We start from the raw sequence: 22,306 nt of genomic DNA, 5'->3' as shown, positions 1-22,306 counted from the left end.
CCACCGCCTGCCTAGCGTCGGTCGACCTGACAAGGCCGGTCGCGACGTCATCGCTATCCGTGCGTCCTATCCAAAGGCCGATTGTGTCCGACCGTCTGAAGATCCTGATTCAACATCTGTTGCCCAAACGGCACCTCACCGGCCTCGCCGGCCGGGTCGCGCGCGCGGAGTCCGCGCTGTTCACGCCGCGACTGATCCGGTGGTTCGCGCGGCATTATGGTGTCGACATGCGCGAAGCCGCGAATCCGGACCTCAACAGCTACAAATCGTTCAACGAATTTTTTACCCGCCCGCTGCGCGACGGCGTCCGACCGCTGGCCGGTGTCAACTTCGTCTGCCCGGTCGATGGTGCGATCAGCCAGTTCGGCGCGATCGACGACGGCCGGATCGTCCAGGCCAAGGGGCACTGGTTCACCACGACCGAACTGGTCGGCGGCGACCCGGCCCTCGCGGAACCGTTCCTGCGTGGCAACTTCGCCAACTTGTACCTGTCGCCCAAGGACTATCATCGCCTGCACATGCCGTGCGACGGCGTACTGGCGCGGATGATCTATGTGCCGGGCGCACTCTATTCGGTGAACCCGGTCACCGCACGCGGCGTGCCGAATCTGTTCGCCCGCAACGAACGCGTCGTCTGCGTCTTTGATTCACCGGAACATGGCCGCTTCGTCATGATATTGGTCGGCGCGACGATCGTCGGCAGCATGGCGACCGTCTGGCACGGTGTCGTCAACCCGAAACGGTCCGGACAGATCGCCGAATGGTCGTACAGCCGGGGCGACGTTGCTTTGAGGCAGGGCGCGGAAATGGGCCGGTTTTTGCTGGGGTCGACCATCGTCATGCTGTTCGAACCCGGCCGGATCGCGTTCAATCCGGACTGGGCACCGGAACGGCCGGTCCGGTTGGGAGAGGCGATGGGTGTCGCTCCGGCCTAACGCCGGTTCAACGCCGCGGTCTCCGGTACCGGCGTCCGTGCAGGATCGCCGTCGAACCACGCGATCAGATTGTCGACGACCAGCTGCCCCATCGCCGCCCGTGTCGCGACCGACGCCGATCCGATATGCGGCAGCAACACCACATTCTCCATGGCAAGCAGGGCATCGGGTACGTTCGGCTCGTCCTCGAAGACGTCCAGTCCCGCGCCACCGATCGTGCCGGCCTGCAACGCCTGCACCAGCGCCTGTTCGTCGACCACGCCGCCGCGTGCGACATTGATCAGCACGCCATCGGGGCCGAGCGCCGCAAGCACCTCATTATTGATCAGGTGTCGGGTTCCGCTATTGCCGGGCACGATCACGATGACGACGTCCGTCTCCGCCGCCAGTGCCGCCGGGGTGTCGAAATAGTGATAGGGCACGTCATCCTGACGGGAACGTCCGTGATAGGCGATCGGCACGCCGAATGCCTCGATCCGTTTCGCTATTGTCTTGCCAATCGCTCCCAGCCCGACGATGCCGACCCGGCGTCCGCGCAGCGTCGGCGAAAGCGGGAAGGTCCCGGACGACCAGCGCCTATCGCGCACGAACCGGTCGGCCTGCGGAATGCGCCGCAGCGTCGCCAGCAGCAGCCCGACGGCAAGGTCGGCGACTTCATCGTCGAGGACGCCGGGAGTGTTGGTGACCAACACGCCCCGCGCCGCGGCGACATCGGCATCGATATTGTCGTAACCCACGCCGAAGCTGGCGATGATCTCCAGCGCGGGCAACCGGTCGAGCCAGCTTGCGTCGATCTTCCCGGCAAGCGTGGTCACCGCCATGCCGACGATGTCGGGTCCGACCGCCGCCAGAAACGCGTTGCGATCGTCCTGTTCCCACAACCGGTGCAGCGTGAAACGTTCTTCGAGCGCGGCGATGACGTGGGGCGTCAGCGCGGCGGGCATCAGGATCTGGGGGCGGGTCATCGTGCAATGATAGCACGCGAACGGCAGTGCCGCTTCGAAAACTGGTGGACGCACTTGGGCTCGAACCAAGGACCCGCTGATTAAGAGTCAGCTGCTCTACCAACTGAGCTATGCGTCCATTCGGACAGGTGGTGGACGCACTTGGGCTCGAACCAAGGACCCGCTGATTAAGAGTCAGCTGCTCTACCAACTGAGCTATGCGTCCGTCGCCTGCGCGATGGGGCGGATCGGTTTAGGGCCGTTCCGCCGTTGGAGCGGGGCCTTTAGCGAACCTTGCCGGCGATGCAAACCCTATTTCTCGCCAGCCTGAAAATTAGCGTCAGAAGCGGACGCGTTCGCGGTTCTCGCGGTCGATCGCCATTAGGATGCCGATACAGCCGAGCACCGTCATCTGGGCCGATCCGCCATAGCTGACCAGCGGCAAGGGGATGCCGACCACGGGTGCCAGCCCCATCACCATCATCAGGTTGATGGCGACATAAAAGAAGATGGTCGTCGCCAGCCCGCCCGCGACCAGCTTCGAAAACCGACCCTCCGCCCGCACGCCCACGCTGACGCCCCACCGGACCAGCAGGATGAACGCCGTGATCAAGAATACGCCACCGATCAGCCCCCATTCCTCCGCCATCGTCGCGAACACGAAATCGGTATGCCCCTCGGGCAGATAGTCGAGATGGCTTTGCGTGCCGTTCAGGAACCCCTTGCCGAAAATCCCGCCCGATCCGATCGCGATCTTCGACTGGCTGATATGATAGCCGGTGCCGAGCGGGTCGCTTTCGGGGTCGAGGAAGATCAGGACGCGGTTGCGCTGATATTCGTGCAGCAGGAAATGGAAGGCGAGCGGCGCCGCGATCGCCAGCCCCAGCGCACCGCCGACGAACAACCGGATCGGCAGTCCGGCAAGGAACATGACGGTCAGGCCGCCCGCGGTGATCATCAGCGCGGTGCCAAGATCGGGTTGCAGCATCACCAGCACCACCGGAATACCCAGCATCGCCGCCGCCGGCCACACCGCGCTGAACCGTCGGATCTCGCCTGCCGGCAGCAATTCGTAGAAGCGCGCCAGCGCCAGCACGATCGCCGGCTTCATGAATTCGGACGGCTGAACCCGTATGAAGCCGAGATCGAGCCAGCGCTGCGATCCGCCACGCACCGCCCCGGCCAATTCCACCAGGATCAACAGGACCGTAATGACGGCATAGGCCGGCAGCGCGAGGTCGCGCCAGAAGGTCAGGCGGATGCGCGAGATACCGATCGCGAGCAGCAGGAAGATGGCGAAGGCGATCCCCTGTCGCGACGCCCATGGCTGGACGCTGCCGCCGGCCGCCGAGAACAGCACGACCAGTCCGAAGCCACCGATCGCCAGCAGCAGGAACAGCACCCGCCACGGCAATTGCGCTAGCGGGGCGGGGACGAAGCCCAGCCCGTGCGAGGTCGTTTGGTTGAGGCGTTTCATTCTGTGCGTCGGGTTTCGTTCGACTGGGCGACGGCAGGGTCGGGTTCGATCTGGTTGGCGACCGCGGAATCGACGACGTTGGTCGTCGCTCCCTCGACATCCGCCGGCGTCGCAGGGACGCTCAGCACCGGCACGCGTTGTGCGGCCTCGAAACTCCGCCATTGGGTCGCCATGCGGGCGTTGATGTCACCACCCCATTCGCGTTCGAGCGGTTCGAGACGGGCCATCGCCTTGTCCCGGTCGAACAGCCACGACAGGATGTCGCTGGCGATCGGCGCGGCGGTATAGATATGGCCGGAGTGTTCGAGCACGACCGACACCGCATAGTGTGGTGCGTTGGCGGGGGCGTAGCCGATGAATAGCGAGTGATCGCGCATCTTGAACGGCAGGGCACCATCCCCCAGCACACCGGTGCGCCGCTCGGCCATGGTGATGCGGCGGACCTGCGCCGTCCCGGTCTTTCCTGCGAGCTCGATGCCGGGCAGTCCCTGAAATCGCGAACGACCGCCGGTGCCACCGCCGTTGATGACGGCCCATGTCGCCTTGTGCACGGTCTCCAGCATGGCCGGATCAATGTTCATCGATGGCGCTGGCCGGTGCGGCGTGTCGAGCAGCAAACGGGGCACGACCCGTCGCCCCTGGGCGATGCGGGCGGCCATCACTGCCAGTTGCAGCGGGTTGGTCAGCACATAGCCCTGTCCGATCGACGCGTTGACCGAGTCCGCAACAGTCCACTTCTGCTTGTATTTTCGGTACTTCCAAGCGCTATCTGGCACGGTCCCATAGCGTTGCGACTGAAAGGGCAGTTCATATTCCTGCCCCAACCCCATCGCGCGGACGGTGGGCGCGAAATTGTCGTACCCCAGCTCGCGCGCCATGGTGTAGAAATAGATGTCGCAGCTCTGCGCGACCGCACCGACCATGTCGAGCGGGCCGTGGCCGCCGCGCTTGTGGCAGTGGAATCGGCCGGTGCCGACCTGCAGCACGCCCGAACAGTTCACCCGGCGATGCGGATCGATCCCCGCGCGCAGGATCGCCAGCGCGTGCATCGGCTTGACCGTCGACCCCGGCGGATACAGGCCCTGCAACGTCTTGTTCATCAACGGAATATGGTCGTCGCTCGACAACATCTTCCATTCGAGCCGCCCGATGCCGTCGGAAAAGCTGTTGGGATCATAGGCCGGCATCGACACCATCGCCAGCACGTCGCCGGTCACCGCGTCCATCACCACCGCCGATCCGGAGTTGGGACCCAGCCGCCGCGCCGCATATTCCTGGAGCCCCAGATCGATGGTCAGCCGGACGTTCTTGCCCTGCTTGTCGGGACGGGTTTCGAGTTCGCGGACGATCTGGCCGCGCGCCGTAACCTCGACCCGCTTGGCACCGGCGGCACCGCGCAGGTCGGATTCGAGCGTCTTTTCAAGGCCATCCTTGCCGAGCTTGAACCCCGGTGTCACCATCAACGGATCGCGCGCCTGCTTGAACTGCTCGGCGGTCGCGGCACCCACATAGCCGGTCAGGTGCGCGACGGCGGCCCCCGGCGGATAGCTGCGCGAAAACCCCCGCGTCGGCTGCACGCCCGGCAGCTCGGGCAGGCGGACGCTGACCGCCGCGAAGCGTTCCCAGTCGAGATTTTCGGCGACCTGCACGGGCGTGAAATTGCCGGCGCGCTTCAGGTCGGTCTGGATGCGCGCCATGTCTTCGGCGGTCAGCGCCAGCAATTGCCGCAACTCGCCGAGCACACGGTCGCCATCCTCCATCCGGTCGGGGATCAGGTCGACGCGGAAGTCGGTGCGGTTGTTGGCGATCGGCGCACCGTGCCGGTCGATGATCCACCCGCGGCGCGGCGGGATCATGGTCAGGTTGACGCGGTTGCTTTCGGCGAGGAGGTTATAGCGCTCGTTCTCGGCGACCGACAGCCACGCCATCCGCCCGGCCAGCACGACACCGACCGCCGCCTGCGCGCCGCCCAGCACCATCGCCCGCCGGGAGAAGCTGAACGCCTGTGCGGCTTCGGTGACGATCCTGCTCATTCATCCTCACGGCCCGCAAGTGCCGTACATAGCCGCGTGGCCAGCGGAAACAACGCCACCGACACCACGATCTGAAACACCAACGCCGTATCGACCTGCGCCGAAAGCCGGCTGGCGAAGATCCGCCCCGCCATCAGGCACAGCGCGATCGATCCGCCCGCCAGCAGCCAGTCCTGCCAGAAATCCCGCGTCACCAGCCGTGTATCGACCAGATCGAGCATCAGCGAACATATCTGCCACATCAGCGCCGCGCTGCCCAGCGGCTGTCCGCTGACCAGATCGTCGAACAGGCCAAGCGGTGCCGCTGCCCAGACCGGCAGAGCGCCGGGCCGGAACAGCCGCCAGCCAAGGAACATCAACAGCCCGAACGGCGGCAGGAACGGCACCGATGCGACAACGGGGATCAGCGTCATCAACGATCCGGCGAGAATGCTGATGACCGCCTTGCGTGTCAGGACGCGATCGTTGCGATCGTCGTCGGGCCCCAGCAGCTTCATTCGGCGGCGGGCTCGGGACTGGGCGTGGGGGTCGGGGTCGGGGTCGGGGTCGGGGTCGGGCGCGGCACCGGCGGTTGCAGGAACGCCCGCTCGACCAGCGCGAAGTCGAGCGCGTCCGGTTCGGCGAACACCCGCGCCGGCGCGACGTCGCGTTGGCTGCGCGAAATGCGGGCGACCGGAATGCCGGACGGATAGAGGCCGCCGGTACCCGATGTCACGAAGACATCGCCCGCCAGCAACGGCGCGTTGACCACGCCGGCGGTGCGAACCTCGACCTGACCGTTGCCCAGACCGGCGACGATCGCCGACAGCCCGTCGCGGGTCCGGCGGACCGGCACGATGCTTTCCGGGTCGAGGATCAACAGGACGCTGGCGGTGTTCGGGCTGGTTTCGACGATCCGGCCGATCAGCCCGTCGGGCCCGCGCACCGGCTGTCCACGCAGCACGCCCTGCGACGATCCGGCGTTGAGCGTCGCATAGCGCCGGGTGCTGCCGGCCGAACTGTTGACCAGCCGGGCCGCGATCACCGGCGATGCCGAACGGTCGCGCAGCGCCAGCAACGTCCGCAACCGCGCATTTTCGCGGTTCAGCGACCGCGCCTGCATCAGATAGCGTCGCGTCGCCGCCTCGCGCGCGCGCAACTGCCGGTTCTCATCGACCGCACCGAAATAATCGCCGATCCCGCGCGGTACCGACGACACCCCGTCCCAGACCCAGTCGAGCCCGGCCGAGACCGGCGTCGTCGCCTCGCGCACCGCCCCGCGCAGCACGGCAAAGGCGCGCGGATCGATGATCGAAATCAGGAGCAGGATGGCACCGACCAATGCGCCGCTCGCCGCCAGCACATAGCCCGCGAACACGGTATACTGCGCCCGCCGCGAGAAACCCGGGCGGTGGTTGCGTGGCGGCGCCATGCTCCCCGACCCCTCTATCAAACGGCGAGCAGGACGCCCTTGTAGATCGGATCCTCGAGCGCACGCCCGGTGCCGAGCGCGACGCAGGTCAGCGGGTCTTCGGCGACCGTCACCGGCAGGCCGGTCTCGTCGCGCAGTACCTCATCGATCCCCTGCAACAGCGCGCCTCCACCGGTCAGCACGATACCCTGATCGACGATATCGGCGGCCAGCTCTGGCGCAGTGTTTTCCAGTGCGATCCGAACGCCTTCGACGATCGCGGCGACCGGTTCGGACAGCGCCTCGGCGATCTGGCCCTGGTTGATCTGGATTTCCTTTGGCACGCCGTTCACCAGGTCGCGGCCCTTGATGTAGATCAGCGTGCCGATGCCGTCCGCCGGCGGCTTGGCCGTGCCGACTTCCTGCTTGATCCGCTCGGCCGTGGCTTCACCGATCAGCAGATTATGGTTGCGTCGGACATAGCTGACGATCGCTTCGTCCATCTTGTCGCCGCCGACGCGAACCGACGTGGAATAGGCGAGCCCGCGCAGCGACAGAACGGCGACTTCGGTCGTGCCGCCGCCGATGTCGACGACCATCGACCCGATCGGCTCGGTCACCGGCATGTCGGCACCAATCGCGGCGGCCATCGGCTCCTCGATCAGCCATACCTGCGATGCACCGGCGTTCGACGCGGCATCGCGGATCGCGCGGCGTTCGACGCTGGTCGAACCCGACGGCACGCAGATCACGATCTGCGGCCAGCGGATGAAGCGGCGCTGGCCATGCACCTTCTGGATGAAATGCTTGATCATCTGTTCGGCGACATCGATGTCGGCGATCACGCCGTCGCGCAACGGGCGAATCGCCTCGATCGAACCGGGGGTCTTGCCCATCATCAGCTTGGCGTCGTCGCCGACCGCCTTCACCCGCTTGACGCCGTTGAGCGTTTCGACCGCCACCACCGACGGTTCGTTCAGCACGACCCCGCGACCGCGCAGATATACCACCGTATTGGCGGTACCCAGGTCGATCGCCATGTCGTGCGACATGAACTTGAAGAAACGCGAGAAGAAGGCCATCGATACTTCCGTCGTTGCCCGCGTGTCCCGACGCGGCGGTTCGCAGCTTGTACCTCGACCCGTCCGATCGGCTATCCGATCGGTTGCACGATGGCAGTTCCAGGTCGCGGGATGAGGCCGCTTGGGCTAGAGCGATCTCCATGTCAATACGCCGTCTCCCCGAGCATCTCGTCAACCGCATCGCCGCCGGGGAAGTGGTGGAACGCCCTGCTTCCGCGCTGAAAGAACTGGTCGAGAACGCGATCGATGCCGGGGCGACCCGGATATCGGTTCGCCTGGCTGGTGGCGGCATCGACCTGATCGAGGTTGCCGACGACGGCTGTGGCATGGGACCGGCCGATATGGCGCTGGCGCTCGAACGCCATGCCACCTCGAAACTGCCCGACGACCGGATCGAAGCGGTCACGACCCTGGGGTTTAGGGGCGAGGCGCTGCCGTCGATCGCCAGCGTCGCCCGGCTGTCGATCGAGAGCAGACCGGCGGGGGCGGAGGGCTGGCTGCGCACCGTCGACAATGGCGAGGTGGTCGACGATCGCCCCGCCGCCGTGCCGCCGGGCACCCGCATCCGGGTGGAAGGGCTGTTCGCCCGCGTGCCGGCGCGGCGCAAGTTTCTGCGCTCCGCCCGGTCGGAATTCGCCGCATGCGTCGATCAGGTCCGGCGACTGGCGATGGCGCGCCCCGACATCGCCTTCACCCTCGAACATGATGGCCGGCGGGTGCTGGGCGTGCAGGCCGGCGAGTCGCGGCCCGAACGCGTTGCGGCGCTGACCGACCGGGCGCTCGCCGCCAATTCGGTCGGACTGGACTGGGCGCGTGAGGGGATGCGTCTGGGCGGCGTCGCCGGGCTGCCGACCTTTCACCGCGGCGTGGCCGATCATCAATATCTGTTCGTCAACGGCCGCCCGGTAAAGGATCGGCTGCTGTCGGGGGCGGTGCGCGGTGCCTATGCCGAAATGCTGGCGCGCGATCGGCACGCGGTGGTCGCGTTGTTCCTCGACGTCGATCCCGACCTGATCGACGTGAACGTCCATCCCGCCAAGACCGAGGTGCGTTTCCGCGACCCGGCGGCCGCGCGCGGCCTGATCGTCGGTGGCCTGCGCCGGGCGCTCGACGAGGCCGGCTTTCGTGCGGCGCAGCGCCCCGCCGAGGAAGCGATGGCGGCATGGACGTCGGAACCGATCGCACCTGCCGTCCCGTCCGTATTGCCGCTGCCTCCGTTGGCCGAGGCGACCATAGCGTCGGGGTTCGCGTTCAACGAACGTCGCCCGACCTTCTTCGCACCGCCGCCGCAGGCCCGCGCGGAGGTCGCCACCGAACCACCGCCCGCCGCGACGCAATTCCCGCTGGGCGCTGCCCGCGGACAGGTTGCGCGGACCTATATCGTTGCCGAGGCCGAGGACGGGCTCGTGCTTGTCGATCAGCATGCCGCGCATGAACGGCTGGTGCTGGAACGGATGCGCGCCGCGCTGGCCACGGGCGGGGTCGCGCGACAGGCGCTGCTGATCCCCGAAGTGGTCGAACTGGACGAGTTCGCCTGCGACGCGCTGGAGGACAAGGCCGGCGAACTGACGGAATTCGGCCTTGAACTCGAACGGTTCGGGCCGCGCGCGATGCTGGTGCGTGCCGTCCCGGCGGTGCTGGGGCAGGGCGATGTCCTCGGCCTCGTCACCGATCTGGCCGACGAAATCCGTGCGCACGACGCGGCGCTGTCGCTGAAGGAACGCATCGACCATGTCGCGGCGACGATGGCCTGCCATGGATCGGTGCGGGCCGGGCGGGTGTTGTCGGTGGTCGAGATGAACGCGCTGTTGCGCGAAATGGAAGTCACGCCACATTCGGGCCAGTGCAACCATGGTCGCCCGACCTGGATCAAGCTGGCGCATGGCGATATCGAAAAGCTGTTCGGCCGGAAATAGGAAGCAAGTCATGAAGTTCACCCAAGCCGCCGGACCGAATCCGACCGATACCATGCGGGTTCTGGGCCGTCCGACCGATCGGATCGAAGGGCCGCTGAAGGTCACCGGCCGTGCGACCTATGCCGCCGAATTTTCGGCGACCGGCATGGTCTATGGGATGATCGTCACGACGACGATCGCCAGCGGACGGATCGTGGCGATCGACGCCGCCGCTGCGCTGTCCGCGCCCGGCGTGCTGGCGGTGGTGACGCACGAGAATGCCGGGCCGCTGGCGCGTGGCGACGATCACAAGGTGCCGATGCTCGCCGGCCCGCAGGTCGATCAGTTCGGGCAGGCGGCGGCGCTGGTCGTGGCGGACAGCTTCGAAACGGCGCGCGCCGCCGCCCGGCTGATCCGGATCGACTATGCCGCCGATGACGGGATGTTCGACCTCGTCGCGGCAAAGGACGCCGCCACGCGACATTCGTCGAACGAACATGGCGATTTCGATCGCGCCTTCGCCGATGCCGCGGTGCAGGTCGATGCGACCTACACCACCCCCGATCACGCCCATGCGATGATGGAGCCGCATGCGACGATCGCGGCGTGGGACGGCGACGAACTGACGCTGTGGACCGCGAACCAGATGGTCGACTGGGCCGCGCGTGATATGGCCAAGGTGCTCGCCATGCCGAAGGAGAAGGTGCGGATCGTCGCGCACCATATCGGCGGCGGGTTCGGCGGCAAGCTGTGGGTCCGCGCCGATGCGGTGCTGGCGGCGGTCGCGGCGCGGCAGGTGGGGCGGGCGGTGAAGGTGGTGCTGACCCGGCCGCAGATGTTCAACAATACTCCGCACCGGTCGGCGACGATCCAGCGTGTGCGGCTGGGCGCGACGCGTGAGGGGCGGCTGACCGCGATCGGGCACGAAAGCTGGTCGGGCGACGTCGATGGCGGCAGTCCCGAAGGGGCGGGCGCGCAGACCCGACAGCTCTATGCCGCGCCGAACCGTCGGGTCGACGAATGGCTGGCGACGCTCAACCTGCCCGAATCCAACGCCATGCGCGCGCCCGGCGAAGCGGTGGGCATGATGGCGATCGAAGCGGCGATGGACGAACTGGCGGAAAAGCTGGGCATCGATCCCGTCGAGTTGCGCATCCTGAACGATACGCAGGTCGATCCCGAAAATCCCGAACGCCGCTTCTCGCACCGCGATTTGGTCGGGTGCCTGCGCGAAGGGGCCGAGCGTTTCGGCTGGAGCGCGAGGGTTCCGACGCCGGGCGCGCGGCGCGATGGTCGCTGGCGGATCGGCATGGGCATGGCAGCGGCCTATCGCGGCAATATCGTGCTGAAATCGGCGGCGCGCGTCGGTGTAGATGGTTCCGGACACGTGACCGTGACCACCGACATGACCGACATCGGCACCGGCAGCTACACGATCCTTGCCCAGACCGCTGCCGAAATGCTGGGCGTCGACCTCGATCAGGTGACCGTCCGGCTGGGTGAATCCAGCTTTCCGATCTCCGCCGGATCGGGCGGACAATTCGGCGCGAACAGCTCGACCGCCGGCGTCTATGCCGCATGTATAGGCCTGCGCGACCGGATCGCCGAAGCGGCAGGTTTCGAAGCCGTCACCGCCCGCTTTTCCGATGGCCGGGTGTGGTCGGGCAACAAGTCGGTGACGCTGGGCGAGGCCGCGGGCGGGCAGGGGATCGAGGTCGAGGACCGGATCGAGTTCGGCAACCTGACCAAAAAATACGTGCAGGCAACCTTCGGCGCGCATTTCGCCGAAGTCGCGGTCGACGCCGATACCGCCGAAATCCGGGTGCGGCGAATGCTGGGCGTGTTCGGTGCCGGACGCATCCTCAACCCCAAATCGGCGCGCAGCCAGATACTGGGCGCGATGACGATGGGCGTCGGCGCTGCCCTGACCGAGGAACTGGTGATCGACGCCCGGCTCGGCGGGTTCATCAATCACGACATGGCCGAATATCATGTGCCGACCCATGCCGATATTCCGCATCAGGACATCGTCTTCCTCGACGAAGAGGACCCGCTGTCGTCGCCGATGAAGGCGAAGGGGGTTGGCGAACTCGGCATCTGCGGCGTCGGCGCGGCGGTGGCCAACGCCGTCTACAATGCGTGCGGCGTCCGGGTGCGCGACTATCCGATCACCGTCGACAAGCTGTTGGCCGGAATGTAGGTTCCGGCCGATCCGCACCGACGCTGTTCGGGTGGCTACGTCTCCGTCGATCCGCTTGAGGGGGACCTGCCCGCGATCCACCACGCTCGTTGGACGCCGGTGTTGGTGATGGCCAGACAGCCGGAGCTGTTGCTTACCTATGTCATCGTCGTCGTCGCACCGGCGATACTATTGCTGGCACTATTTTTCCAGACTGGACCGCACTGAACGCACAGGATTAACTGAAACTCCCCGGCAAGGACGTTGCACATCAGCGGAATATGTCGGAATGTCCCGCCTCGAGAAGTTTACAAACGGTTAGCGGCAACAATTAATATTTCGCTAACGCATCGCCATATTGTAAAATTATTGTTCCTCTGGAACCGCTTGGCAGGATCGGGGTTGTCGATTTCGCGCATCGTCGCAACCGGATCGTCGCGTTGACGGACCCGGTCTTCGGCCAGCCGTTCGGGAACCGCCGGGGCATGGCTGGGGGGATTTTTAAAGAGGGGGCATCATGCCAAGCAACAATTCGCTGATCACCACCGCTGCGTCGACGATCCTCGTCGCGAACGGCACCAACGACGTCATCTTCGGCCAGGATATCGCCACTGCTTATATCGTCAGCAACGGCGATGTCGGTGACGATACGATCCTGACCTTCCGCAAGAACGACTCGCTGATCAATTACCGGTCGATCGGCGATACGGTCGACGCTGGCGAGAACGGCGTGATCGCGGTCGATGGCGCCGGTGGTGCCGACCAGTTGACGCTCGTCGCCGCCGATGGCGGCGGGGTGAACCTGCGCTATCTGGGATCGAAGGACGGCGGCCATGCCTATGCCGACGCGTCGGTCCGGCTGGCGGGGTTCACCGAAGGAAAGGTCACCAACGACAGTTTCGACGCGTCGTCGGGCAGCTACAAATTCTTCTACGACAATGCGCTGGGTCTGAACCTCGGTTTCGACACGATCAACGGCTTCGGTGCCGACGATCAGATCGTCACCACCAGGCAGATTTTCGACAATGACGACAACGCCACGATCGGCTTCGGCAGCAACGACGTCCTCGACCTGTCGGGCGAAGGCGGTCCCAAGTCCAGCGACGGCTTCAAGCATCCGGGCGGGCAGATCGACCTGAACGGCGTCGGCCACAACATGGTCTCGATCGATTTCCTGTATCAGGAGACGATCAACGGCGTGACCTATTTCCATTACGGTATCGACGGCTGATCGAAGGGGGCCGGCGGCGTTCGCGCCAGCCGGCACCTTTCCCGAGGTAATCGAGGACCGGCGTGGCAGATCGTTCGCCACGCCGGTCCTTATCCAGCGCCGTCGGTATCGCTCTACACCTCGGCCCGTTCTCCGGGGTCGATCGGCAGGCCAATGACGAACCGGGCACCGGCCATCGCCGCTCCCAACGTCAGCGTCCCGCCATAAGCCTCGACGAGCGACCGCGCGATCGGCAGGCCGAGACCGGTGCCGCCCGCCTCGCGCTTGGTCGTGAAGAACGCCTCGAAAATGCGGTCGCGATCGGCAGGCGCGATTCCCCGACCATCGTCGGCGACGTCGATCGCGACGGTGCCGTCCTCGACCGCCGCGGTAACCACCACGACCGATGCCCCCGCCTGTCGCGCATTGTCGACCAGCGTGGTCAACACTGCCTCCAACGTCCGCGCATCGATCGCCAGCCGGGGCAGTTGCTCGGGCAGCATGATCGACACGGTGAACCCGGCGGTCGGCAGTACGTCGGCAACGATCGCCAGTACCGGCGGCAACGCCGCACCGGCTTTCCCGCCCGGCCGGTGCAGATCGGCCTTGGCCAGTTCCATCAATCGCCGCACCAGCCGCGACAGGCGTTCGGCATCGATCGCCATGTTGTGCAGGAATTGCCGCCGATCGGCCGGCGTCATGTCCGCCTCATGATCCTGCAACAGCTCGATCGCGCCGCTGATGCCCGCCAGCGGCGTCTTGAATTCGTGGCTGACCGAGGAGGCGAAGTCGCGCAGATAGCGCGACCGTTTGTCGATGCTGTCGGCCATCACCGCGAAGTCGCGGAACAGGTCGCGGATCTCGACGACCTGTAGCGAGGGCAGGTCGGTCGCCGCCGGCTGGCCCGATGCCAACGTCCGCGTCGACCGGCTGAGCCGCTCGATCGGCCGCACGATCGCCCGCGACAGGATCGCGGTCAGCACGATCAGCGCACCGAAGATCAGCACGATGCCGAGCACGATCTTGCCGCGATCCTCGTACATTCCCTTGAACAGCGGGCGCGGCGACCGCGATACCAGCAGCACGCCGCGAACCCGGCCATCGACCATGATCGGCCGCGTATGATGCAACCGCAGGTTCGACGCGCGACTGAGCCATTCGAACGGATAGCGGGAAACGTAGCCGCCATTTTCGCGCAACACCGTCGCCGGTCGTCCGGCCAGCGCCGACCGGATTTCCGGCAGTTGCCGCAGCGAACGTCCCGCCTCGCCCCCGTTCAGCAGGATACCCCTGCCGTCGAGCATCAGGATCGACGACAGCGTAGTGCGGCTGGTCTCGTCGATCGCCGGGAGCAGTCGCCGCGCGGTCGCCAGCGCGTCGGGTTGCGGCGCATCCGCTACGACCAGCGCAGCGGGGCGGGGCGGCAGGATCGGCGAGGCACGCAGATCGACTTCGCTCTGCGGATCATAGGGATTGGGCGCTGCCGGGCGGGGCGCCGCCACCGTCGGCCGTGGTCCCTGCCACAGGATCGCGGCGCTGGCGGCCAGCGCCGCACTTTGCGCGATCAGTTCGCCCTCGGTCCGGCGAACCAGTGCGTTCTCATATACCCGCAGGAACAGCGCGCCGAAGCCGGGCAGCGCCGCGACCAGCACCAGCGTACTGAACAGGATCGTGCGCAGCCGCAGCACCGGCCAATGCCGCGCAATGGCCGCCTTTGCCCGCGCGATCATGGCGTCGCGACCGGCTCCTTGCAGTTGCCCAGCCGATAGCCGACCCCGGCCCGCGTCTCGATCAGGTCGGCACAGCCCGCATCGGTGAATTTCCGGCGCAGGTTGCGGACATGGCTGTCGATCGTCCGGTCGGTGATCGCAAAGCCCGGTCCGTGCAGCCGGTCGATGATCTGGTCGCGCGAAAAGATGCGCGACGGCATCGATGCCAGCGTCCGCAGGATCGTGAACTCGGTCACCGTCAGCGCGACCTCCCGCCCCATCCAGTGCGCGGCCCATCCCTCGCCATCGATGCTCAGCCCGCCATAGCGAAAGCTCGCCACCGTCTCGGCACGCGGCGGATGCGCGGCGGTCCGGCGCAGGATCGCCATCGACCGGGCGACCACCTCACGCGGGGAAAAGGGTTTCACGACATAGTCGTCACCGCCCAGCTCGATGCCGAGCACCCGGTCGATCTCGTCGTCGCGCGACGACAGGAACAGGATCGGGATATCGCCTGCCGCCCGCAACCGGCGACATACTTCCAGCCCGTCCATGCGCGGCATATTGATGTCGAGGACGATCAGGTCCGGCGGGTCGCGCGTCGCACTGGCCAATGCCTCCTCGCCATCGCCGGCCTCGCGGGTGTTCAGGCCCGCCTTGCCAAAGGCGAAGACCAGCAACTGGCGGATGTGCGGATCGTCATCGACGATCAGGATCGAACGCGGCATGGGGCACAGGATCATGGCCGCGCCTCGACTGTCAATGTGGAGCTGACCGGGGCAGGCGGGGCAGGGGGCGGTTTGATGCGTCCGTCGCACCGGCGGGTCGCGCCGGGCATCGGCAGCTTCCGGGCAAGTCCGGGCAGCCTCGCCCGGGCCGCTGCCATCCGCCGGTCCATGGTGAACATCACCGTGTTGCGGACGAAGCGGACGCGGTCGCGCTGCGCTGGATCGCCGGACGGCAGGCAATGCCGGGCAACAACAGCGCCGCCAGTCCGAACCCGATCTTGCCGCCAAAGGCACCTCGCTGACCGAACGGCACGTCGCCCACCGTCACCATCATCACGGCGGCGGCGACGCACCAGACGACGGGGCGGCGTTTACGGGCGGTGGTGATATCCATGAATGTCTCCGGTTGGTCCGGGACACCGATACGCCCGTGCTGCTGCACATCGTGCGGTCGCCGTGGTTCGGAACCCGGCTGGAAACGGTGCAGATTTCGTGCAGGGCGGCGGTTGCCTTTTCGGTCGCGCCTCGGCAACCGGGGCGGATGGACGATGTCGCCGATCTGGAAACGAACCTGCTCGGCCCGGTGCTGTCGCATCGATCGTGCGGCGATTGCACCGCCTGCTGCACGGTGCTGCCGGTCAACTCGCCCGATTTCGCCAAGCCGGCGGGCATCCCCTGTACCCATCTGACCGCGAACGGCTGCGGCATTCACGCGGTGCGGCCGCATATCTGCCGGACGTGGTTCTGCGTCTGGCGGCGCGACGAGGATCTGCCCGACGCGGCACGACCCGACCGCTCCGGGCTGCTGATTTCGGTCAATTTCGTCGCGAAACCGCAAAATTGCTTGGAAGGGGTCGCGATCAACGTCCGCCTGCTGCCCGGCAGCGACGCGATCGCAAACGGCACGGCCGCGCGGGTTCTGGATGTTTTGTGCGACCGCCTGATCCCCGTCTGGTTCAGTGACGGCGACAAGAAGATGCTGATGCACCCCGAACCCGACATCGCTCGCCTCGTCCTGTCGGGGGCACCGGCTCCGGGACCGTTACGGGACGAAGTAGCGGCGTGGCGCGATCAATATGGGATGTTTGCGTCGGACGGTTGAGGGGCAGGGCGCGTCCCTGGCGGGACGTGCCGGCCGGTCAGGTCTGCGAATAGCGCATCGGGCGTAGAATCTGATTATCGATGCCCATGACCGTCTCGGCCAGCGCCCGGCATTGCGATCAGGCGGCGCCATGCCGGATCCGCTCCGAACGCCTTCCAACTGGTAGACTTGCGAGGGTTGTATTGTAGCAGCTAACATCACAGCAGGGACGGGGTAAAGCCGATGGGCCGATTGAAGTTTGCTTCGGTCGCAGGGCTGCTTCTCGCCATAACGCCTAGGCCGTTGGCGGCGCAGCCCACAGCGTAACTGCCGTTAACGGTATCCGCCACGCGCGCGACTACGCTCGTCACCTAGGTGCCAAAGAAAGTGGAGGATGTTGTCCTGTTTTCGACCGGCCATGGCGCATGGCCCGAGCGTTACGATGCGATCGCGTCGGCGTGGCAACAGGCAGGGTTCGCGGTGATTGCGTCGGTGCATGTCGACTCGATGCATTATTCCGATCGCGAGAAGTTCAGCTGCGAAGCGAATTTCGGCGAACGGATCGCCGATTGGCGCGCCGCGAGCGCCTATTAGTGGCGGCGGGACATAGCTTCGGTACACTGACCGCCTTACGCCTCGGCGGTGGGTTGGCAGCGCTCGGCAACTTCCGCGACCCCAGCGTCAGAGCAGTGCTGGGATTCTGATCGCCGGGGCGCATCCCCGGTCTGATCGGACCGGACGCCTATGCCGGTGATCGCGTGCCGATCCTGCTCGTCACCGGCGACCGCGACCGCGACCTCGTGCCCGGACTCGTCACCGATTGGCACGATCATCTGCTGCCGGTGCAGTCCGCCCCGGCCGGCGACAAGTACGGCGTTGTCTACGTCGGCGCCGATCACGAGTTTATCGGAAGACCCGGCAATGCCAGTTTCGCGGGCGCAGCTACAATCAGTACCGATTTTCCGCGTGCCACCAGCCTGTCGGACGCCAAGGCTCGTGCCCGGCTGAAGACGGCATCCGACACGGCCGGAACGACATGGATGCGGCGCTGATGGCAGCTGGATATTGAGGGGCCGTTGTTGCGACCATCCTGCTTTCGCAGAACGAAAGGGCGTCGCCCCAACACAAACCGGTGTTCGTGCGGCCTTCGCACGGTGTCCCGCTACGCAGGTGCTGACCATCGCCGGTTCGGTGTGCAAACCTCATCGGTCTGCATCTGAACATCATGTATCAGGTCGAACTGGCCGATGCCGGCGAGGTATTGCGATAGTGGATCGTGACCGATCGAATGACAACGGCTTGGTCGCCGGCTCGACGGTTTGCGGATCGTTCCGTCACCACGCTCCCCGCGCATCCTACGCCGGTCGACGTGCAGCACCTGGCTGATGAAGGCCGTAATCTGCCGCTCCAACTCAGCAGCGTACTGCTACATAACAGCGAGCGCGCCACCCAATTTGCGCTAACGTCGATTTAACACCCATGAACTACCATCCAAATGATGGAAACCGGGGCTATAATTTCGGGCCGTATTTGCTTGGACGAGCGTGATCTCTTCGAGAAATGCCGCTTGTTTGGCTTCCAGGATTCAGATTCCCGACTTGGGCGCGCGGTCTGGGCCATTTTGAAACCTCATGCCGCAGACATCGCCGCAGCGGAGATCGCGGAGTGGTACCGACTGCTTCCCGCCAACACCGCGGCAGAACGCGGCAGCCATGAAGCGGACCTATTCTCCGCGATCGAGGCGCAGCTATGCGACCCTGCGGGCGGGGCATGGCTGCAACACAGCGAGCAGTGGGTTGCAGCGGGCTTTGCCGCCGGCGTACCGCTGAGTACCATCCTCGCACTCGGCAGTGCGACGATCGCACGGTGCGTCGAGACGATGGCTGACGAGTATAACTGCTCCAAGGAGGAGCGGACCGCGATCAATCGCTTGTTTCTCAGGCTGCAGGCGATGGAAGGCGACGTCCTGACCACGCTCTACAATGCGCACAGGGATACGGTGCTGCAACACCAGCGCGCAGTGACCGCCGACGCCTTTCGCAGCGGGATCGCGGCGCTGGTGGCCGAAAGCCTGGACGAAGGGGGGTCGCTACACGAGCAGACCGCACGGACCGCCGTAGCAACGCGGGGCATGCTGGACATGACAAGCGCCGTGGCGTTGGCCGCCGATCAATCCGCGACTGCGATGCGCGACGCCGCCGGAACCGCCGCCGGACTGATCCAGGCGATACAGACAGCGCAACAGGAGGTGAAGGAGGCGGCTGAAATAGCGTGCCTTGCGCGGGCGCAGGCAACGCACGCGGTCGGGGTGTCCGTGTCCCTGAGCGATCATGCGCGCGCGATCGAGTCCATTCTCGGCTTGATCCGCGAAATCGCAGGCCGGACAAACCTGCTGGCGCTAAACGCTACCATAGAAGCGGCACGCGCCGGCAATGCCGGGCGAGGATTTTCGGTGGTGGCACAGGAAGTGAAGTCGCTGGCCCGGCAGACGGCGCATGCGACCGATGATATCGCAGCGAAGATCGGTGCAATCCAGTCGTCGACCCAAGCGGCGGTCGATATGAATGCCGAGATCAAGGCGACGGTAAACGCGGTGGAGAGCAGTGCCGGACGGATCCGTCGCGCCATGGAGGTGCAGGCGCAAACCGTGACCATGATTACGGCGGCCGTCGATGAAACTGCGCTGGCCGCCAGGATGACGTCGAACACGATCGCGGCGATCCACACCGACACCGAGGCGGTCGCCGAGAAGATGGGCCAGGTTGGGCAGGGCTTCGACCGGCTCAACAGGCGTCTGCACCTGCTGAAGAATAGCGCCGATGAATTTTCGCGCCGCGTCGCGTGCTGAAATCGCCGCGCCGCGACCGTTGCCGCGACAATCGTCATCCCGATCCCGAATACCCACAAGCACCGCTCGCGTGTTATACAGCGTCACGCAGCGGCAGATGAGGTCAAGCCGAACATTGCCTACATTCTTGCCAAAATCAGAAATATGTTTGATACTCTCGGCTGATATCGGGATGTATCAATCCATGACTCGAAAACATGCATGCTGTTCACTGCCGTCACCGGGTGTTTTTGCTGAATATTGATGGCATAATTCTATGATTTCCAGGCTATCTGCGCGTAATTGCCAGTATGGTTATGCAGCCCCCTCCTTAAAACCATGGGCAAAAAAAGACTGGCACGGTCGAGGCGCTTGGGTGATCGTGCCTCCACTTCATTGCCAAATTCCATGCCCGTTGCGCAGGCCGATAGAGCGCCTGTTGAACAGCTTCATGAACGATCGACGTGTCGCACCCGCTACGACAACACCGCTGCCTCCTGCATCGGCATCGTCAACCTTGCGTCAGTCCTGTTTGCGATAAGGCCGTTGCTGTCCATGCCGCAAATATATCGCTGCCGCATAAGTACATTAGCGGGTAATTAACCTTCACGATACTATGGAACGAGTTCCTGAAATCGGTGAGCCGCGAAGGTGTCGCAAATTATTTATAGCGGGTTTGATGGAGGCGGATTCCATGAAATATTTGCCGAGATAATAGGCCCGTACATTTAATTGAAACGACAGCATTCGGCACCTTATATTATGGGCTTGATACATGAAGCACCTGCTATACATTGGCACGTCGGTGTCCGCACTTGTGCTCTCCGCGCCGGTATCTGCTCAAAGCAATCCGGCTGACCAAGCGGAGATACTGAAGCTGTTGCGAGCGCAGGCAAGTGAAATCGCGCTGCTTCGTGCGCGGCTTGAAGCGATCGAAAGCAGGTCGTCCGCGGTCGCCGTGGCGCCGATCGCGGCCGCCACCACCGTGGCCCCACGCCAGCAACCGTCGACGGCCGCAACGACCATCGGCAACGACAGTGAAACGGTGTCCTTCGCGCCGCAGATCATTCCGGCAAGCCCGGCCGAACAGACCGTGACGCAAGCGCGCGCCGCCGCAATGAACCCGTCGGGCGTTACCACCGAATGGCGTGGCGGATTGCCGATTTTCCACTCCGCAGACGGCAAATATACGTTCAAGATGCGCGGCCGTATCATCAACCACGTCAGTTCGACGTTCGGGTCCGGGTATGAAGCGCGCAACATCACGACCACCGGTGCCCGCGCGCTTCGGATCGGTATCGAGGGCGCGATCGGAACACACTTCTTCTACCAGTTCGAAAACGATTTCGCCGACAACGTGTCCGACGTCGGTACGATGTTTGTCGGCTGGCGCGATGACGTGGGGCGGATCTCCTACGACGTCCGCTTCGGCAACATGTTCAACGATCGGAGTTTCGAGGGATCGAGCGGTTCGGACGCACCACCGTTCCTTGAAAGAAACGTCGTCGCTACCGCGATCATTCCTCAGCGTGGCTTTTATGGTATCGCGCTGATGCCGCGGATCTTCTGGAGCACGGGCCATGCCTCGATCACGCTGAGCGGTGATACTGTCGATGCCAACCAGAGCGTGTCGGACAGTCGGACGGTGCTGGCACGCGCGCACTGGAATCCGATCAAGACGGACCGCTCGATCGTCCATCTCGGGCTGTGGGGATTCGATGAAAAACTGGCCAACGGACCGGGAACGCTGACCCGCAACACCGTGATCGGCGGGCGCTTCAACAGCCTGCTGCGCGTCTCTACCGGGATCCTGACCGGCGGGACGGGAACGACCGGCTATGGTGCCGAAGTCGGAGGCTATGCCGGCCCGGTGTGGGTGATGGGCGAGGCGGGCGAGCGCCATGCCCGCCTGACCGGCGGTCGTGATGATCTGGTCACAAGGGCGTGGAGCCTGTCCGGCGGCTGGTTCGTCACCGGTGAACTGCCGCCGTACAACCCGCGGCTCGGAACGTTCGCGCAACCGCGCGTCCTGCGCCCGGTGTTCGACGGCGGTCCGGGTGCCGTCGAGCTGCTGACGCGCTACGAGAACCTCGATTTCGCCGGCGTGGCGACCGGGGGCAACGGATCAGCGGTGACAGCGGGGGTGAACTGGTATCTCGACAGCATCATCCGGTTGCAGCTCAATCTGATCCACTGGAACACCGATAATCGTGCTGGCGCGTTCATCGGCAAGGACAATGGGGAAACCGTCAGTGGCGGGATCGGCGTTACGTTCTGATCGTCGCGTCGGAGCGGGTACCATCCGGCAACCCCGTTCTGGTCCACCGCCGGTTCCGCGGGACACCCGAGATGTACCGGAACCGGCGGTAGCGAACGCAACGGTCGAAGTTCAGCCCCGAATTCAATCTGAAGGCGGTGAAGCCGGTTGGGGAGCGCGGGGTATCGCCATCACAAGCCGCCCCGGCTGGCGGAAGAGGTGGGATTCGAACCCACGGAACGGTTGCCCGCTCGCCGGTTTTCAAGACCGGTTCCTTAAACCACTCGGACACTCTTCCGTACCGTCAGCGCGCTTGCCGCTTACAATCTACTTACGGGCGTTTCCACCCACAGCCCGGACGTAGCGGCAAATCCGCAATAATCCTCACCTTTTTATCGCATCGGCGCTAAAGCTCCAGTGGCTTTCAAGACCGGTTCCTTAAACCACTCGGACACTCTTCCCCGTGCCTGCAGCGCCTAATGCGGGTCGACGTCATTGTGCAAGCCTTTGTCGCAGGAGGGGGTTCATCCGCCTGACCGGCTGTGCCAAAAGATCGCCG

At 65.1% G+C, this 22,306-nt stretch carries 18 protein-coding genes and 3 tRNA genes; 9 read left to right on the top strand and 12 right to left on the bottom strand.

Annotated elements, in window-relative coordinates; genetic code table 11:
- The first annotated feature begins 83 nt into the window (after window positions 1-83).
- Window positions 84-935, top strand: a complete 852-nt coding sequence (asd, locus tag ASE90_RS17495; RefSeq protein WP_056003891.1) for an archaetidylserine decarboxylase — start codon at window positions 84-86, stop codon at window positions 933-935.
- Here asd and ASE90_RS17490 read toward each other — a convergent pair.
- From ASE90_RS17490 to ASE90_RS17455, 8 genes are all read right to left on the bottom strand, one after another.
- Window positions 932-1,900, bottom strand: a complete 969-nt coding sequence (locus tag ASE90_RS17490) for a 2-hydroxyacid dehydrogenase (protein ID WP_056004179.1) — start codon at window positions 1,898-1,900, stop codon at window positions 932-934. The genes asd and ASE90_RS17490 overlap by 4 nt on opposite strands.
- Before the next feature lie 42 nt (window positions 1,901-1,942).
- Window positions 1,943-2,018 (bottom strand) — tRNA-Lys (locus ASE90_RS17485).
- A gap of 11 nt (window positions 2,019-2,029) precedes the next feature.
- Window positions 2,030-2,105, bottom strand: a tRNA-Lys gene (locus ASE90_RS17480).
- 114 nt (window positions 2,106-2,219) lie between these two features.
- Window positions 2,220-3,356, bottom strand: a complete 1,137-nt coding sequence (gene rodA, locus ASE90_RS17475) for a rod shape-determining protein RodA (RefSeq protein WP_056003888.1) — start codon at window positions 3,354-3,356, stop codon at window positions 2,220-2,222.
- Window positions 3,353-5,389 (bottom strand): penicillin-binding protein 2, encoded by a 2,037-nt coding sequence (gene mrdA, locus ASE90_RS17470; protein ID WP_056003885.1) that lies wholly within the window; start codon window positions 5,387-5,389, stop codon window positions 3,353-3,355. Before mrdA ends, rodA begins: the two co-directional genes overlap by 4 nt.
- Window positions 5,386-5,886, bottom strand: coding sequence for a rod shape-determining protein MreD (gene mreD, locus ASE90_RS17465; RefSeq protein WP_056003883.1), 501 nt, complete (start codon window positions 5,884-5,886; stop codon window positions 5,386-5,388). Before mreD ends, mrdA begins: the two co-directional genes overlap by 4 nt.
- Window positions 5,883-6,800 (bottom strand): rod shape-determining protein MreC, encoded by a 918-nt coding sequence (mreC, locus tag ASE90_RS17460; protein WP_056003880.1) that lies wholly within the window; start codon window positions 6,798-6,800, stop codon window positions 5,883-5,885. The genes mreD and mreC overlap by 4 nt, the downstream gene beginning before the upstream one ends.
- A gap of 17 nt (window positions 6,801-6,817) precedes the next feature.
- A complete protein-coding gene (locus tag ASE90_RS17455) occupies window positions 6,818-7,861 on the bottom strand; it encodes a rod shape-determining protein (protein WP_055756311.1) in 1,044 nt (347 codons plus the stop codon).
- A gap of 140 nt (window positions 7,862-8,001) precedes the next feature.
- Between ASE90_RS17455 and mutL the strand changes: the two genes are divergently transcribed.
- From mutL to ASE90_RS17440, 3 genes are all read left to right on the top strand, one after another.
- On the top strand, window positions 8,002-9,777 hold the full coding sequence (gene mutL, locus ASE90_RS17450; protein ID WP_056003877.1) for a DNA mismatch repair endonuclease MutL: 1,776 nt from the start codon (window positions 8,002-8,004) through the stop codon (window positions 9,775-9,777).
- Between the two features lie 10 nt (window positions 9,778-9,787).
- Entirely contained in the window at window positions 9,788-11,956 is a 2,169-nt protein-coding gene (locus ASE90_RS17445) for a xanthine dehydrogenase family protein molybdopterin-binding subunit (RefSeq protein WP_056003874.1), read from the top strand.
- A gap of 496 nt (window positions 11,957-12,452) precedes the next feature.
- On the top strand, window positions 12,453-13,166 hold the full coding sequence (locus ASE90_RS17440; RefSeq protein ID WP_056003871.1) for a hypothetical protein: 714 nt from the start codon (window positions 12,453-12,455) through the stop codon (window positions 13,164-13,166).
- Window positions 13,167-13,279: 113 nt separating this feature from the next.
- Here ASE90_RS17440 and ASE90_RS17435 read toward each other — a convergent pair whose 3' ends face one another.
- The 3 genes from ASE90_RS17435 to ASE90_RS17425 form a co-directional block, all read right to left on the bottom strand.
- Window positions 13,280-14,875, bottom strand: a complete 1,596-nt coding sequence (locus ASE90_RS17435; protein WP_056003869.1) for a sensor histidine kinase — start codon at window positions 14,873-14,875, stop codon at window positions 13,280-13,282.
- A complete protein-coding gene (locus tag ASE90_RS17430; RefSeq protein ID WP_082449913.1) occupies window positions 14,872-15,597 on the bottom strand; it encodes a response regulator transcription factor in 726 nt (241 codons plus the stop codon). Before ASE90_RS17430 ends, ASE90_RS17435 begins: the two co-directional genes overlap by 4 nt.
- Before the next feature lie 163 nt (window positions 15,598-15,760).
- A complete protein-coding gene (locus ASE90_RS17425; RefSeq protein ID WP_056003864.1) occupies window positions 15,761-15,976 on the bottom strand; it encodes a hypothetical protein in 216 nt (71 codons plus the stop codon).
- Window positions 15,977-16,123: 147 nt separating this feature from the next.
- On the opposite strand from ASE90_RS17425, the gene ASE90_RS17420 reads away from it, so the two are divergent.
- From ASE90_RS17420 to ASE90_RS17400, 5 genes are all read left to right on the top strand, one after another.
- Window positions 16,124-16,684 carry a YkgJ family cysteine cluster protein gene (locus ASE90_RS17420; RefSeq protein WP_056004177.1) on the top strand — a complete coding sequence of 187 codons (561 nt, stop codon included), beginning with the start codon at window positions 16,124-16,126 and terminating at the stop codon, window positions 16,682-16,684.
- 354 nt (window positions 16,685-17,038) lie between these two features.
- Window positions 17,039-17,257: a hypothetical protein gene (locus ASE90_RS17415; RefSeq protein ID WP_156361643.1), complete on the top strand. Its 219-nt coding sequence runs from the start codon at window positions 17,039-17,041 to the stop codon at window positions 17,255-17,257.
- A 164-nt stretch (window positions 17,258-17,421) separates the two neighbouring features.
- Window positions 17,422-17,715, top strand: coding sequence for a hypothetical protein (locus ASE90_RS17410; RefSeq protein ID WP_056003858.1), 294 nt, complete (start codon window positions 17,422-17,424; stop codon window positions 17,713-17,715).
- A 482-nt stretch (window positions 17,716-18,197) separates the two neighbouring features.
- Entirely contained in the window at window positions 18,198-19,511 is a 1,314-nt protein-coding gene (locus ASE90_RS17405) for a methyl-accepting chemotaxis protein (protein ID WP_235531930.1), read from the top strand.
- A gap of 754 nt (window positions 19,512-20,265) precedes the next feature.
- Window positions 20,266-21,768, top strand: a complete 1,503-nt coding sequence (locus ASE90_RS17400) for an OprO/OprP family phosphate-selective porin (RefSeq protein ID WP_056003855.1) — start codon at window positions 20,266-20,268, stop codon at window positions 21,766-21,768.
- A gap of 187 nt (window positions 21,769-21,955) precedes the next feature.
- Here the strand turns inward: ASE90_RS17400 and ASE90_RS17395 are convergent.
- Window positions 21,956-22,045, bottom strand: a tRNA-Ser gene (locus ASE90_RS17395).
- Window positions 22,046-22,306 lie beyond the last annotated feature (261 nt).

Source organism: Sphingomonas sp. Leaf67 (assembly GCF_001421965.1).
Classification (GTDB): Bacteria; Pseudomonadota; Alphaproteobacteria; order Sphingomonadales; family Sphingomonadaceae; genus Sphingomonas.
Note: the sequence above shows the minus strand (reverse complement) of the source record. Positions and strands in the feature narration are given on the sequence as shown.